Below are 13,302 nucleotides of genomic sequence, written 5' to 3' on the forward strand. Positions count from 1 at the left end.
CGGTGACTGTCCGGACGGGGGTCCGGGCAGGATACGGGAGGGCAACCTACGTGACAGGATCCTGGCCACGTCGTGGCCTCATCGGCGGACTCGCGCTGGCGCTTGGCGCCACAGGTCTCGCCGTCGTCACCACCGGGGGCGTCGCACTCGCGTCGCCCCACAACGAAACGCCGCCGATCGTGCAGCTCGGCTGGACGGACTCGGCCACCCCGCGCAAGGCGTACGACGCGGATGAAAGGGTCAACCTGCCGCTCGGCACCTGGCAGGACGACACCGGCGACAGTCACACGTCGCGGGTGTACGCCACCTTCGATCTCTCCTCGTTCGAGGGAAAGAAGATCTACGGCGGCACGATGTTCATCCAGGAGCACAGCGCCGCCGACTGCGGCAAGCGGGCAATCGAGATCTGGCACACGAGGCCGGTGGACTCGACGCCCACCTGGCGGCGGGCACCACAGCCGTTGACCAAGGTCGCCGAGGGGCAGGGGCCGCAGTACTGCCCGGCCTATCTCACGTTCGACGTCGGTGCCGCGCTGCGGGACGCCGCCGCGAAAAAGCAGCGCCGGGCCACCTTCGAAATCCGGGTACCGGAGCAGTACGAGAGCGATCCCAGCTACGGTCGCCACATCAACTGGTTCCGTGGCGTCAACCTGACGGTGCAGTACAACTCGCCACCGAAGATCGACAACACCCACCTCTACAACGGCGGGTTCGCCTGCACCCAACTGCGGCCGTACCCCAGGCTCGGCGGGTTCGCCCACCGGCTCCAGGCGGTGGGTACCGACACCGACCCGGCCGACGAGTTGGGCCTGACCACGGAGTACGCCATCTGGCCGAGAGGCGACGCCGCAGCGCGTACCGCCTTCACCCGGGACGGTGGCCGGTCGGGGCGGGTGAACGGCGTCACCCTGCCCGAAGGCACCCTGGTCGACGGGGTGACGTACGGCTGGCAGGCCCGGGTCGGCGACGGCGCGGAGATGTCGGCGTGGTCGAAGAAGTGCTTCTTCACGTACGACGCGACCCGTCCCTCGACGCCGACGGTGACCTCGGCGAACTACCCGCCGGCCGGTGGTGGGGTCTGGGCGCCGGCCGGCGTGCCGGCCGTGTTCACGTTCTCCGGCAACGGTGACCGGGACGTCGCCGGCTTCGAGTATTCCTGGAACGAGCTCGGCGTCCCCGGTTGCAGCTCGAGCGGTGACGTCGGGCAACTGGTCTGCCAAGACCCGTTCAGCTATCCGAACCGGGTGCGGGCCGACGTCCCCGGCGGATCGGCGACGATCACCCTCAGCCCCAACGGCGCCAGCCTGCAGCGGCTGACCGTGCGCGCGGTCGACCTGGCCGGCAACGTCTCCCCGACGACGGAATACCAGGTTCAGGTGCCCCCGTCCATGCCGGAGGTGCTGGTCAAGAGCGGGAAGCCGGAATGGGGCCAGGAGATACGGCTGAAGTTTCTCCCGGAGGACGGCATCACCGGCATCCAGCATTACGAGGTCATCCTGGACAACGGGCAGCCCGAGACGAGGCAGGCCACGGCGGACGGCACGGCCGAGTTCAGCTTCGTCGCCACCAACACCTACGGGCATCGGGTGAAGGTGCGCAGCCACAGCAGCAACGGCTTCGTATCGCAGGAAGCGATGTGGTTCACGTACTTCGACCCCTGGCCCGGGGTCCGGTCGGACATCTATCTCTCCGAAGGGCCGCCGACGGGCGGTGTCGGGGTGCAGGGCACCTTCACCTTCTCCCCGCCACCGGGCTGGACCGACACGGTCGCGTACCGCTATGTCTTCGGGTTCGACCCGGAGGCCGTGTACACCGAGGTCGCCGCCGGCGCCGACGGTCGGGCGACGATCACCTGGACGCCGACCGTGAGCGGCCCCACCGAGTTGATCGTCTACGCCGTACGGGCCAACGGAACGGTCGGCGACGATTACAACTGGTACTCGTTCTCGGTGGCAGCCGCCACCTGACCGGGTCGGTAGTGACGGCGGGGAGGGGCGGCAGCGGCCATCCCTCCCCGCTTTCCTGTCGGTGGTCAGTCGTGGAGTTCGGTCCGCTCGATCTCGGCGAAGGCGGCGGTCAGGTAGCCGTCGAGCGGCCGGCCGTCCACCGCCAGCAGGTCGGCGACGAGGAGCGGTGCGTGCCGGGCGACGGCCTGCGCGTCGGGCGGAGTGGTGTCGTCGTCGGGGTCGTAGACGCCGAGCGCGCCGGCCAGCAGGACCAGCACCACGTGCGGATCCACCCCGGTCTGCCAGGTCGCGGCGGACCGGACGCACCGTTCGAGCACCTGCCGCACGTCGTCGCCGTCGAGCCCGTCCGGATGGGTCTGTTCGAGCAGGAGCCGGACCACCGCCCCGAGGACGGCACCGGACCGGTCGGCCGCGCCGAGGTCGATCACCACCGACCCGTACGCCTCGACGTCGCGGGCCCGGGCCGCGGCCACGGCTTCGGTGCTCGCCCTGGCGATCTCACGGGCGGCTGGGGGCAGGTGTCGCCAACTGCTGGTCATCGCCGACCAGCATCGCAGACGGCCGCCGGGGCGGGAGCCTACGGCCAGGTGGTGAGGGCGCGGTCGAGAGCGTCGATCATGCGCTCGTACGAGCGGTCGACGTTTTGCGGCAGGCCGAACCCGCCGGCGGCGTGCAGGGCGATGAACCCGTGCAGGGCGCTGCGTAGGCAGCGTGCCGCGTCGACGGCCCGCTCGCCGCTGAGGCCGTAACCGTCGAGCACGGCGTAGATGATGTTCACGGCACCTTCGGCGGCGGCGATGTGCGCCGGGTCGGTCGGGTCGGGGGCGCGTACGGTGGCCGCGTAGCGGCCCGGCCGGCGTTGGGCGTACGTGCGGAAGGCGGCGGCGAGGGCGTGCAGTGCCTGCCGACCGGCCCGGCCCGCGACGGCGGTTGTCGCCTCGGTGGTCAGCTCTTCGAGCGCGCGTACGGCGAGCTGCTGGTGGAGCGCGTCGGCGCCGCGTACGTGCTTGTAGAGGCTGGGCAGGGCGACGCCGACCCGTTGGGCGACGCCGGCCAGGGTGAGCCGGTCGAGTCCGATCTCGTCGGCGAGCTGGGCGGCCTGCTCGACCACGATGGCGGGGGTGAGCCCGGCCCTAGGCATCGGCGTGCACCGTGCCGAGGAACCGCACCAGTTCCGGGTTGACCAGTTCCGGGTATTCGGCCATCGGGTAGTGGCCGGCGTCGGGCACCAGCAGTAGTTCGCCGGAGAGGCGTTCGGCGACGAAGCGGGCCTCGGCGACCGGGTCGGGGAAGTCGGGATCTTTCGTACCCATGACGACGAGGGTAGGGGCATGGACCGAGTCGAGGCGCTGCTCGGCCGGCCGGTGACTGGTGCGGGTGGTCTTGACGAACGAGCGCCAGTGGTCGCCCCGGCGCAGGCTCTCGCGGATGCGGGCCCGGTGCTCGGTCAGGTCGGCGGGCGGGCGGCCCGGATAGAACTTCTGGTAGTACCAGTGCCAGGCGGCGGGGCCCCAGGGTTTGGCGAGCAGCAGCCGGAAGGCGAGGTTCATCGCCGGACCGAGGTCGGGGTCGCGGACGAAGGGGCCGAGCAGCACCAGCCCGGTGATCCGGTCGGGGGCTTCGGCGGCGGCCCAGACGGCGGCGCCGGCGCCCATCGAGTTGCCGAGCACGACGGCTGGTCCGCCGAGTTCCTCGATCAGGGCGAGCAGGTCGGTGCCGAGCGCGACGTCGTCGTGGCGGCTGAATCCGTCGTCGCTGTCGCCGTGGCCGCGCAGGTCGACGGTGGCGACCCGGTAGCCGGCGTCGACCAGGGCGGGGACGGTGAATCGGTAGACCGAGCGCAGGTCACCCATGCCGGGCAGGCACACCACCAGCGGGCCGGTGCCGGTCACCTCGTACGCGATGCGGCCCTCGCCGCGATCCAGGTAGCTAACAGGCATGACGTAAAAGCTAATGGCATTAGCTTTTGTTGTCAAGGAGACCCGTGACCGCGCGGGCCCGGAGCGGCGGTGCGAGGATCGCAACGTGATGGGAACCCTGAAGACCGAGCCCGCCCGCAGCCGACCCGACCTGCTCGCACCGCCCGTCATGGCTGCCCTGGAGGCATGGCCGGCCGAGGCGCCGATCGACGTCGACGACGTACTGGTCGCGCCGATCGACGCGACCCTGGCCGACACCGCCGCGTTCTGTGCCGCGTACGAGGTGGGGCTCGAGGAGTCGGCCAACTGCGTGATCGTGGCCGGCAAGCGGGGTGGCGAGACCCGCTATGCGGCGTGCGTCATCCTGGCCACCACCCGCGCGGACGTCAACGGCGCCGTGCGCCGGCTGCTCGACGCGCGTAAGGCCAGCTTCGCCCCGATGGACGAGGCGGTGCGGTCGACCGGCATGGAGTACGGCGGGATCACCCCGATCGGGCTGCCGGCGGACTGGCCGATCCTGGTCGACTCCCGGGTGGTCGCCGTACCGCACGTGATCATCGGTTCGGGGGTACGGCACAGCAAGATCGCACTGCCCGGTCCGGCGGTGGGCGTGCTGCCCAACGCCCAGATCATCGCCGATCTGGCCAAACCCGCCGCCTGACGGGCCGACCGGCGCTGGCACCGGCTGTCGACGAACCGGCTGCCCGACGACGGCACCGGCTGGCGACAGCACGGGCCGGCCCGGAATGCTCGACATTCCGGGCCGACTCAGCTCGGTCGATGTGGTTCCACGTGAAACCAGCGCGGATGCGTCAGACCGCGCAACTGTCGTCGGCGCAGCCGTCGGCCCGGTCGCCGGTCGGCGTACCGCCGACCGGGCGCAGTGCGGCCTCGGCGGCTTCCCGCCGGCGTACCTCTTCGAGCACGCCGCGCAGGGTGTCCGGGTCCTGGGCGCCGGTGACCGCGTACTTGCCGGCGAAGACGAACGTCGGCACGCTGCTCACGCCGATCTCGCGGGCCTCGGCCAGGTCCGTCTGGACCTCGGCGGTGCCGGCGGGGGAGTCGAGGAAGGCGCGGACCTCGGCCTCGTCGAGGCCGGCCCCGGCGGCGACCGTGGCCAGCGCGGCCGGCGATCCGATGTCCACGCCCTGCGTGAAGTGCGCCCGGTAGAGCGCCTCGACCATCTCGGCCGCCCGACCGCGCTGGTCGGCGAACCAGACCAGCCGGTGGGCGTCGAAGGTGTTGGCGCTCAGTGCGCTGTCGAAGTCGAGGTGCAGGCCCGCACCGGCGGCCGCGCCGGTGACCCGGGTGACTATCTCGCTCACCCGGTCCGGGCCGCCGAACTTTCCGGCCAGCGCGGTCAGCAGCGGTTGCGGCTGCTCGACCGGTCGGGGGTCGAGCTGGAACGGACGGTAGCGGATCGTCACGTCACCGTCGTACGACTCGAGGGCCTGCTCCAGCTTGCGCTTGCCGATGTAGCACCACGGGCAGACCACGTCCGAGTAGATGTCAATCTCCACGAACGGTGGTAACGCGGCAGGTCAGGAGATCTGTTCCCGGACCTGCCGCTTCAGCCGGGCGAGTACGGCGGTGCCACCGCGTACCCGCAGCGGGCTGATCGCCTGGGCGAGCCCCATCCGCTGGTAGAGGTCGTCGGGTACGGCGAGGATCTCGTCGGCCGTGGCACCGGCCAGCCCCTCGGTGAGGATGCCGGCGAAGGCACGGGTCGTCGGCGCCTCCGGTGGGCAGTCGAACCACACGTCGACGCTGCGGTCCGGGTTGACCGCAGCCCGCAGGAAGAACTGCGTCTGGCACTCCGGCACCTGCTCCATGCCCTCGTGGCCGGCCAGCGACTCCGGCAGCGGCGCGACCGCGTCGGAGAACTCCAGCAACATCTCCAGCACCACCTCGCGGGGCGCGGCGGCGAACTCGTCGACGATCTCGGCGAGCTTGGGCGGCATCGGCATCTCGTGTCCTCCCTACCCGGTGTCCCGGCCGTACCCAAGCATGCGGGACGCCCGGACCGGCCGGTGAGGCGGTCCGGGCGTCGGAGTCGTACGTCAGGGTGACGGCGCGGTGCCGCTTATCCCGCTCAGGGCCGAGTCGGGATCGAAGCGGACCGCCAGGTCGCCGAGCGAGACGATGCCGACCAGTTGCCGGTCGAGGTCGCAGACGAGCACCCGGCGTACGGCCCGCTCCCGCATCAGTGCCGCCGCCTCCGCGACCGTCGAGTTCTGCTCGATCATGACGACCTCGCGGGTCGCCACGGCCCCGATGGTGGTGCTGGCCGGGTCGAGCTTCTCGGCCACCGCCCGGACCACGATGTCCCGGTCGGTGACCATCCCCGCCAGGGTCGGTCCCTCCGTCACGACGATGTCGCCGATGTCGGCGTCACGCATCGCCCGGGCCGCTTCGTCCAGTGTGGTTTCCGCCGGCAGGTACAGGACCTCCTTGGTCATTACCGCACCGACCGTGTGCCTGGTCATGAGAGCCTCCGCGGTGAGATGGACGATGGCTACCCGTACCCGGTGGGTGCGCGGTTACACGTCCCCGGAGGCGGTATCGTGCTGCCGGGTTGTGCGTAGGACGCGAATGGGGTGAACGGGTGAAGGCCACCGAACTGTCGATCGCCGGCGCGTGGGAGTTCGTCCCCCGGCAGTTCGCCGACGAACGGGGCAGCTTCCACGTCTGGTACGACGCCGCCGTGTTCTCGGCCGCGCTCGGCTTCGAGCTGACCGTGGCCCAGACCAACCACAGCATTTCCCGGCGGGGCGTGATCCGCGGCATCCACTGGGCCGACGTGCCACCCGGCCAGGGCAAATACGTCTACTGCCCGAGCGGTTCGCTGCTCGACGTCATCGTCGACCTGCGGGTCGGGTCGCCCACCTTCGGCGCGCACGAGTTCGTCCAGCTGGACGCGGCCGAGGGGCGGGCGCTCTACCTCGCCGAAGGGCTCGGGCACGGCTTCGTCGCCCTTGAGGACGACACCGTGCTCAGCTACCTGTGCAGCACCGGATACAACCCGGCCCGGGAGCGGATCGTCAACGTCTTCGACGAGGACCTGGCCCTGCCCTGGCCCGCGATCGAACCGCCGATCCTGTCCGAGCGCGACGCCGCCGGCCCACGGCTCGCCGAGCTGCGCACGGCCGGGCTCCTCCCCGACTACGCCGACTGCCTCGCTCACTACCGGGCACTGCGCGGCGAAGCCTGACCCGGCCGTCCACGGCGGAGCCCGACCGACCCGCCCGCCCGGGCCGGTCGGCGGACCCGTCCGCGTCAGCCGGCCAGCCGGGACACCACCTCGGCGAGCGGCACGTCCACCCGCTCCCCGTCGGCGCGGACCCGCAGCTCCACGTACCCTTCGGCGAGCCGGCGGCCGACGACGACGGCACGCGGCACACCGATCAGCTCGGCGTCGGTGAACTTCACGCCCGGCGACACCTGCGGCCGGTCGTCGACCAGCACCCGTAGGCCCGCGTCGGCGAGCTGGCCGGCCAGGTGGACCGCCGCCGCGACCTGGTCGCCCCGGCCGGCGGCCACCACGTGTACGTCCGCCGGCGCGACCGCCGCCGGCCAGATCAGCCCCCGCTCGTCGTGGTGCTGCTCGGCGATCGCGGCCACCGTACGGGAGATGCCGATCCCGTAGCAGCCCATCGTGGGCCGTACCGGCTTGCCGTCCGCGCCGAGCGCGTCGACCTCGAAGGCGTTCGTGTAGCGCCGGCCGAGCTGGAAGATGTGGCCGATCTCGATGCCCCGCCGGATGGCCAGCGCACCGGTGCCGCAACGTGGGCAGGGGTCGCCGGCGCGGACCTCGGCCGCCTCGATCGTGCCGTCCGGCACGAAGTCGCGTCCGCAGACCACGTCGACCGCGTGCCGGCCCGGCTGGTTGGCGCCGGTCAGCCACCCGGTGCCGGCCACCACCCGGGGGTCGACCAGATAACGGATGCCAAGGTCGGACAGGACCTGCGGGCCGATGTAGCCGCGGACCAGCTCCGGATGGTCGGCCCAGCCGTCGAACATCGTCACGGTCGCCGGTTCGAGCGCGGCGGCGAGCCGTTTCAGGTCCACCTCGCGGTCCCCGGGTATCCCGACGACCAGCAGCTCGTCGGTGTCGGCTCCGGGGCGGCGTACGGCCAGCACCACGTTCTTCAGCGTCGCCGCGGCGGTCCAGCCGGTCCGCCCGCCGAGCCGCCGCTCGTTGGCCATCGCGACCAGCGCGGCGATCGTCGGGGTGTCCGGCGTGTCGTGGACGGTCATCGCCGGGTGGTGGGCCGGATCGCCGGGCGCCGGTGCCGCCGTGACCACCGCCTCGGTGTTCGCCGCGTAACCGCACGCCGGGCAGCCGACGTAGGTGTCCTCGCCGGCCGCGGTAGTGGCCAGAAACTCCTCCGACGCCGAACCGCCCATCGCCCCCGAGGTCGCCGCCACCACCGCGAAGTCCAGCCCGAGCCGGGTGAAGATCCGCTCGTACGCCGCCCGGTGCCGGTCGTACGCCGCCCGCAGGCCGTCGTCGGACAGGTCGAACGAGTACGCGTCCTTCATCAGGAACTCGCGGGTGCGCAGCAGTCCGGCGCGTGGGCGGGCCTCGTTGCGGAACTTCGTCTGCACCTGGAAGAGCGTCACCGGATAGTCCCGGTGCGAGCCGAACATGTCCCGGACCAGCAGCGTCGCCATCTCCTCGTGGGTCGGCGCGAGCAGGAACTCCGCGCCCCGCCGGTCCCGCAACGTGAAGATGTCGTCGCCGTACTCGGTCCACCGGCCACTGGTCTCGTACGGCCCGCGCGGCAGCAGTGCCGGGAAGTGCACCTCCTGGCCGCCGATCGCCGTCATCTCCTCGCGTACGACCCGGGTCACCCGGTCGAGCACCAGCCGGCCAAGCGGCAGCCACGTGTAGCCGCCCGGCGCGGCCCGCCGGACGTAGCCGGCCCGGACCAGCAGCCGGTGGCTCGCCACCTCGGCGTCGGCCGGGTCCTCGCGCAGCGTGCGCAGGAACAGGGTGGACATCCGCAGCAACATCCGCGCAGCGTATGGAAACGGTCACCGATGCGGCACCCGATTAACCGATGTGCCGTGAATCGGGTGTAGAAACTGGTCGAGGCACGACGGTAGGGAGGCGCGGTGCGCTGGCGCAGTTACGTGGCGGTCGGGGACAGCTTCACCGAGGGCATGGACGACCCGTACCCGGACGGGACCTTCCGGGGCTGGGCGGATCTGGTCGCCACCCGGCTCGCCGTCGAGGCCGGTCCGGACTTCGGGTACGCCAACCTCGCGATCCGGGGCCGGCTCTTTCCCGCCGTGGTGGCCGAGCAGGTGCCGGTCGTCCTCGACATGAAACCCGACCTGATCAGCTTCGCCGCCGGCGGCAACGACGTACTGCGCCGGTCCTTCGACCCGGTCACGCTGGCATCCCGCTTCGACGCGGTGATCGGTGAACTCCGTGCCACCGGTGCCGACGTACTGCTGTTCCGGTTCGCCGACCTGACGGCGCACCTGCCCGGCCAGCGGCTCATGGGACCCCGGGTGCAACTGGTCAACCGGGCCGTCGGCGAGACCGCGCAGCGGCACGGTGCGATGCTCGTCGACCTCTACGCCGACGACGAGTTCCGCAACCCGCTGATGTGGAGCGTCGACCGGCTGCACCTGTCGGAGATCGGGCACCGGCGGGTGGCCGCCCACGTGCTGACCGCGCTCGGCGTCGACGCCGACGAGGACTGGCTGTTGGTCCCGCCCGCCCCGGCACCCACGCCGTGGCTCGCCGCCCGCCGCGCCGACCTACGCTGGGCCGGGCAGCATCTCGCACCATGGATCAGGCGGCGGCTGACCGGCCGCTCGTCCGGCGACACCGTCACCGCCAAGCGGCCCCTGCTGGCCCCGTTCACCGACTGACACCGGAGCCGGCGGGCGGGTGCACCGGTCGGGCCGGTAACCCGGTGCCGGGCCGCCGGCCGGCGTACCTTTACGGGATGCCGGTTCCGAACGATCCCTCACCCAGCCTGCAGTCGTACGCCGACCCCGGACGCCTGGTCACCACCGAGTGGCTGGCCGAGCACCTCGGCACCGACGGCCTCGTGGTCGTCGAGTCCGACGAGGACGTGCTGCTCTACGAGAGCGGCCACATCCCCGGCGCGGTCAAGGTCGACTGGCACCTCGAACTCAACGACCAGGACAGCCGCGACTACCTCCACCCGGAGCAGTTCGCCGCGCTGTGCGAGGCCAAGGGCATCGGCCGCGACGACACGATCGTCTTCTACGGCGACAACTTCAACTGGTGGGCGGCGTACGCGCTCTGGGTCTTCAGCCTCTTCGGCCACCGCGACCTTCGGCTGCTCGACGGCGGCCGGCAGAAGTGGATCGCCGAAGGGCGGGAACTGACCCGCGAGCGCACCACCCCGAAGCCGGCCAGCTACCCGGCGCCGGACCGTGACGACGCCAGCCTGCGCGCCTTCCGTGACCAGGTGCTCGGGCACGTCGCCGCCGGCCGGCCACTGGTCGACGTGCGGTCGCCGGGGGAGTACACCGGCGAACTTCTGCACATGCCGGACTACCCGCAGGAGGGCGCGCTGCGCGGCGGCCACATCCCCGGCGCGGTCAACAAGCCGTGGAAGTCGGCGGCCAACGAGGACGGCACGTTCAGGTCGGCCGACGAACTGCGGGCGATCTACGCCGACCAGTTGGGACTGTCGTCGGCCGACGACGTGATCGCGTACTGCCGGATCGGGGAGCGGTCCAGCCACACCTGGTTCGTGCTCCGCCACCTGCTCGGCTATCCGCAGGTACGCAACTACGACGGCTCGTGGACCGAGTGGGGCAACCTGGTCCGCGCTCCCGTCGTACGCGGCGACAAGCCCGGCGGGCTGATGGGCTGACCGGCGCCGCTAGCCTGCGCGGATGGCGCAGGTGTGGCGGGACTGGGGACCGGTGCTGGTGGCCTCGGCGGTCGCGCTGCCGCTGGCCGGGCTGTTCGCCGTACTGCTGACCCGGCTCCGGCGGCGGTCCGGGCTGCCGGCCCGCGTGGCCGCGTGGCGCAGCGTCGCGGAGGTCGGCATGGTGGCCGGCACGCTGCCCTGGATCTGGATGATCCTCACGCCGCGGCCGGCGCCCAGGACGCTCGACCTCGTGCCGCTGCGCGGGCTCGTCGACCTGCTGGCCGGCAGCCCGGCGGTCGCGGTGGTGCAGATCGGCGGCAACCTGCTCGTCTTCGCCGCACTCGGCTTCTTCGCCCCGATCCGGTTCGCCGCACTGTCCCGTCCGGCCGGCCCGCTGCGCCGTACGGCGTCCGGCGCGCTGCGGCTGCTCGCGGTCGGCGCGGCCGGCTCGGTCCTGGTCGAGACGCTTCAGTACGCGCTCGACCTGGGCCGGGTGTCGGCGGTGGACGACGTGCTGGTCAACGGCGCGGGTGCCATGCTGGCCGCGCTGGTCGCCCGGCACTGGTGGGGTTCCGGCGACCCTGTCCCGCCGCCGGTTCCGGTCCGCCGGGGCGAACCGGAACGGCCGGGCCATCCGGCCCTTCCCGGTCGGTCCGGGCGACCGGACCGGCGGGCCGACGGCGGCGGCTGAAAAGGGGGACGCGGGTTGTCGGCCCCTCCCGGTACGGTGGGCGCCGGCACCGGACCGGGGAGCAGCAGGCGTGGACCGCACCTTCCAGGTCGACCTCCGAGGCGTGGTCGACCTGCTCAGTCATCATCTCTACGGCAGCCCGCGGGTGTTCGTCCGGGAACTGCTGCAGAACGCCGTCGACGCGATCACCGCGCGCCGCGCGGTCGAGCCCGACGCGCCCGCCGTGGTGCGGTTCGAGCCGCCCGCGCTGACCGGAGACGGCACGCTGCGGGTGCACGACAGCGGCATCGGGCTCACCGAGGCGCAGGTGCACGAGCTGCTGGCCACCATCGGCCGCAGCTCCAAACGCGACGAACTGGGCTTCGCCCGGCACGAGTTCCTTGGCCAGTTCGGCATCGGCCTGCTCTCCTGCTTCCTGGTCGCCGACGAGATCCGGGTGACGACCAGGCGCGGCGACGACCGCACGGTGTTGTGGACCGGATACGCCGACGGCCGCTACGCGGTCGAGTTGGCCGCGCCGGACGCCGGCCGGGCCGAGCCGGGCACGACCGTGACCCTGGTGCCCCGGCGGGACACCGACCGGTGGTTCAGTGTGCCGACCGTCACCGAGCTGGCCCGGCTGTTCGGCTCGCTGCTGCCGGTCGACGTACGCGTCGGTGACGTGCCGACGACCGCCGGCCCGCCGCCGTGGGCGGTTACCGGGTCGTCCGCCGCCCGCCGGCAGGCCCTGATCGGGTACGCCCAGGAGACGCTCGGCTTCGTTCCGTTCGACGTGGTGCCGCTGTCGGTGCCCGAGGCCGGGCTGACCGGTGCCGCGTTCGTGCTTCCGGTCCCGGTCAACCCGGCGGCGCGGGCCGGGCACCGGGTCTACCTGAAGCGGATGCTGCTGACCGAGGCCGCCGACGGGCTGCTGCCGGACTGGGCGTTCTTCGCGCAGTGCGTCGTCGACGCCAGCGAGCTGCGGCCCACGGCCAGCCGCGAGGCGCTTTACGAGGACAGCCTGCTCGAAGCCACCCGGGAGGCGCTCGGCGACCAGCTGCGCGGCTGGCTGGTCCGGCTTGCCAGCAGCGACCCGAACCGGCTGGCCGAGTTCCTGCGGGTGCACCACCTCGGCGTCAAGGCGCTCGCGCTGCACGACGACGAGATGCTCCGGCTCGTCGACGAGTGGTGGCCGATGGAGACCAACACCGGCCAGCTCACCCTGGCCGAGTTCCGGCAACGGCACGGCCTGGTTCGCTACGCCGCCAGCGTCGACGAGTTCCGCCAGCTCGCGGCCGTCGCGGCGGCGCAGGACCTGCCGGTGGTCAACGCCGGATACACGTACGACGCCGAACTCGTCGAGCGGCTGCCGGCGCTCGACCGCGACGTGCTGATCGAACGGCTCGAACCCAGCGATCTGACCACCCGGTTCGACACCCTGGACCCGGCGGCCGAGTTGGCGCTGCGGCCGTTCGTCACCGCTGCCCAGCGGTCGCTGGACCGGCTCGGCTGCGAGGTGGTGGTCCGGGCGTACGACCCGGCTTCGCTGCCGGCGCTCTACCTGGTCAGCCGCAGCGCCGCCTTCCAGGACCAGCTCGAGGCGACCCGGGAGAAGGCCGACGAGTTGTGGGCCGGGGTGCTCGACGCGTTCGCGGCGAGCGGCCCGCCGGAGCGCCCGCAACTGGTGCTCAACCACCGCAACCCGCTGGTCCGTCGGGTCACCACGCTCGGCGATCCGGCCCTGGTCGGGCTGGCCGTGGAGGCGCTCTACGGCCAGGCGCTGCTGCTCGGGCACCACCCGATCCGGCCGGCCGACGCCGCACTGCTCAACAGTTCCTTTCTCGGCCTGCTCGGCCGGGCCGTCTCCGGACAGGAGTGAT

At 72.2% G+C, this 13,302-nt stretch carries 14 protein-coding genes; 7 read left to right on the forward strand and 7 right to left on the reverse strand.

Features of this window, described 5'->3' with window-relative positions; genetic code table 11:
• The first annotated feature begins 50 nt into the window (after positions 1-50).
• Positions 51-1,967 carry a hypothetical protein gene (locus AB0I42_RS07860; protein ID WP_357535180.1) on the forward strand — a complete coding sequence of 639 codons (1,917 nt, stop codon included), beginning with the start codon at positions 51-53 and terminating at the stop codon, positions 1,965-1,967.
• A 65-nt stretch (positions 1,968-2,032) separates the two neighbouring features.
• Here the strand turns inward: AB0I42_RS07860 and AB0I42_RS07865 are convergent, their stop codons facing one another.
• Genes AB0I42_RS07865 through AB0I42_RS07875 form a run of 3 tightly spaced genes read right to left on the reverse strand, consistent with a single transcriptional unit; the run spans position 2,033 to position 3,907 of the window.
• A complete protein-coding gene (locus AB0I42_RS07865) occupies positions 2,033-2,506 on the reverse strand; it encodes a hypothetical protein (protein ID WP_357535182.1) in 474 nt (157 codons plus the stop codon).
• 38 nt (positions 2,507-2,544) lie between these two features.
• Positions 2,545-3,108, reverse strand: coding sequence for a WHG domain-containing protein (locus tag AB0I42_RS07870; protein WP_357535184.1), 564 nt, complete (start codon positions 3,106-3,108; stop codon positions 2,545-2,547).
• Positions 3,101-3,907: an alpha/beta hydrolase gene (locus AB0I42_RS07875; protein ID WP_357535186.1), complete on the reverse strand. Its 807-nt coding sequence runs from the start codon at positions 3,905-3,907 to the stop codon at positions 3,101-3,103. The genes AB0I42_RS07870 and AB0I42_RS07875 overlap by 8 nt, the downstream gene beginning before the upstream one ends.
• A gap of 88 nt (positions 3,908-3,995) precedes the next feature.
• Here AB0I42_RS07875 and AB0I42_RS07880 point away from each other — a divergent pair, with 88 nt between their 5' ends.
• Complete coding sequence (locus AB0I42_RS07880) at positions 3,996-4,547, forward strand: YbaK/EbsC family protein (RefSeq protein ID WP_357535266.1); 552 nt, start codon at positions 3,996-3,998, stop codon at positions 4,545-4,547.
• Positions 4,548-4,698: 151 nt separating this feature from the next.
• On the opposite strand, the gene AB0I42_RS07885 is transcribed toward AB0I42_RS07880, so the two are convergent.
• From AB0I42_RS07885 to AB0I42_RS07895, 3 genes are all read right to left on the reverse strand, one after another.
• Positions 4,699-5,406 carry a DsbA family oxidoreductase gene (locus tag AB0I42_RS07885; protein WP_357535187.1) on the reverse strand — a complete coding sequence of 236 codons (708 nt, stop codon included), beginning with the start codon at positions 5,404-5,406 and terminating at the stop codon, positions 4,699-4,701.
• A gap of 21 nt (positions 5,407-5,427) precedes the next feature.
• Positions 5,428-5,853, reverse strand: a complete 426-nt coding sequence (locus AB0I42_RS07890; protein ID WP_357535188.1) for a SufE family protein — start codon at positions 5,851-5,853, stop codon at positions 5,428-5,430.
• A gap of 93 nt (positions 5,854-5,946) precedes the next feature.
• Positions 5,947-6,372 (reverse strand): CBS domain-containing protein, encoded by a 426-nt coding sequence (locus tag AB0I42_RS07895; protein WP_357535190.1) that lies wholly within the window; start codon positions 6,370-6,372, stop codon positions 5,947-5,949.
• A 119-nt stretch (positions 6,373-6,491) separates the two neighbouring features.
• Here AB0I42_RS07895 and rfbC point away from each other — a divergent pair, with 119 nt between their 5' ends.
• Positions 6,492-7,097, forward strand: a complete 606-nt coding sequence (gene rfbC / locus AB0I42_RS07900; RefSeq protein ID WP_357535192.1) for a dTDP-4-dehydrorhamnose 3,5-epimerase — start codon at positions 6,492-6,494, stop codon at positions 7,095-7,097.
• Positions 7,098-7,162: 65 nt separating this feature from the next.
• Here the strand turns inward: rfbC and AB0I42_RS07905 are convergent, their stop codons facing one another.
• The gene (locus tag AB0I42_RS07905; RefSeq protein WP_357535194.1) at positions 7,163-8,902 is read right to left on the reverse strand and encodes a proline--tRNA ligase; all 1,740 of its coding nucleotides are present in this window, start codon (positions 8,900-8,902) and stop codon (positions 7,163-7,165) included.
• 102 nt (positions 8,903-9,004) lie between these two features.
• Here AB0I42_RS07905 and AB0I42_RS07910 point away from each other — a divergent pair, with 102 nt between their 5' ends.
• From AB0I42_RS07910 to AB0I42_RS07925, 4 genes are all read left to right on the forward strand, one after another.
• Positions 9,005-9,772 carry an SGNH/GDSL hydrolase family protein gene (locus AB0I42_RS07910; RefSeq protein WP_357535196.1) on the forward strand — a complete coding sequence of 256 codons (768 nt, stop codon included), beginning with the start codon at positions 9,005-9,007 and terminating at the stop codon, positions 9,770-9,772.
• Positions 9,773-9,849: 77 nt separating this feature from the next.
• Positions 9,850-10,752 (forward strand): sulfurtransferase, encoded by a 903-nt coding sequence (locus tag AB0I42_RS07915; RefSeq protein ID WP_357535197.1) that lies wholly within the window; start codon positions 9,850-9,852, stop codon positions 10,750-10,752.
• A gap of 22 nt (positions 10,753-10,774) precedes the next feature.
• A complete protein-coding gene (locus AB0I42_RS07920; protein ID WP_357535199.1) occupies positions 10,775-11,443 on the forward strand; it encodes a VanZ family protein in 669 nt (222 codons plus the stop codon).
• Between the two features lie 70 nt (positions 11,444-11,513).
• Positions 11,514-13,301 (forward strand): HSP90 family protein, encoded by a 1,788-nt coding sequence (locus AB0I42_RS07925; RefSeq protein ID WP_357535201.1) that lies wholly within the window; start codon positions 11,514-11,516, stop codon positions 13,299-13,301.
• The last annotated feature ends 1 nt before the right edge of the window (position 13,302 follow it).

The sequence above is a fragment of the Polymorphospora sp. NPDC050346 genome (genome assembly GCF_040655695.1).
Classification (GTDB): domain Bacteria; phylum Actinomycetota; class Actinomycetes; order Mycobacteriales; family Micromonosporaceae; genus Polymorphospora; species Polymorphospora lycopeni.

Bases quoted from the DNA above. Each gene is read 5' to 3' on its own strand.
- AB0I42_RS07865 (WP_357535182.1), bottom strand. From the start codon at position 2,506: ATGACCAGCAGTTGGCGACACCTGCCCCCAGCCGCCCGTGAGATCGCC.
- AB0I42_RS07870 (WP_357535184.1), bottom strand. From the start codon at position 3,108: ATGCCTAGGGCCGGGCTCACCCCCGCCATCGTGGTCGAGCAGGCCGCC.
- AB0I42_RS07875 (WP_357535186.1), bottom strand. From the start codon at position 3,907: ATGCCTGTTAGCTACCTGGATCGCGGCGAGGGCCGCATCGCGTACGAG.
- AB0I42_RS07880 (WP_357535266.1), top strand. From the start codon at position 3,996: ATGGGAACCCTGAAGACCGAGCCCGCCCGCAGCCGACCCGACCTGCTC.
- AB0I42_RS07890 (WP_357535188.1), bottom strand. From the start codon at position 5,853: ATGCCGATGCCGCCCAAGCTCGCCGAGATCGTCGACGAGTTCGCCGCC.
- AB0I42_RS07895 (WP_357535190.1), bottom strand. From the start codon at position 6,372: ATGACCAGGCACACGGTCGGTGCGGTAATGACCAAGGAGGTCCTGTAC.
- AB0I42_RS07905 (WP_357535194.1), bottom strand. From the start codon at position 8,902: ATGTTGCTGCGGATGTCCACCCTGTTCCTGCGCACGCTGCGCGAGGAC.
- AB0I42_RS07915 (WP_357535197.1), top strand. From the start codon at position 9,850: ATGCCGGTTCCGAACGATCCCTCACCCAGCCTGCAGTCGTACGCCGAC.
- AB0I42_RS07920 (WP_357535199.1), top strand. From the start codon at position 10,775: ATGGCGCAGGTGTGGCGGGACTGGGGACCGGTGCTGGTGGCCTCGGCG.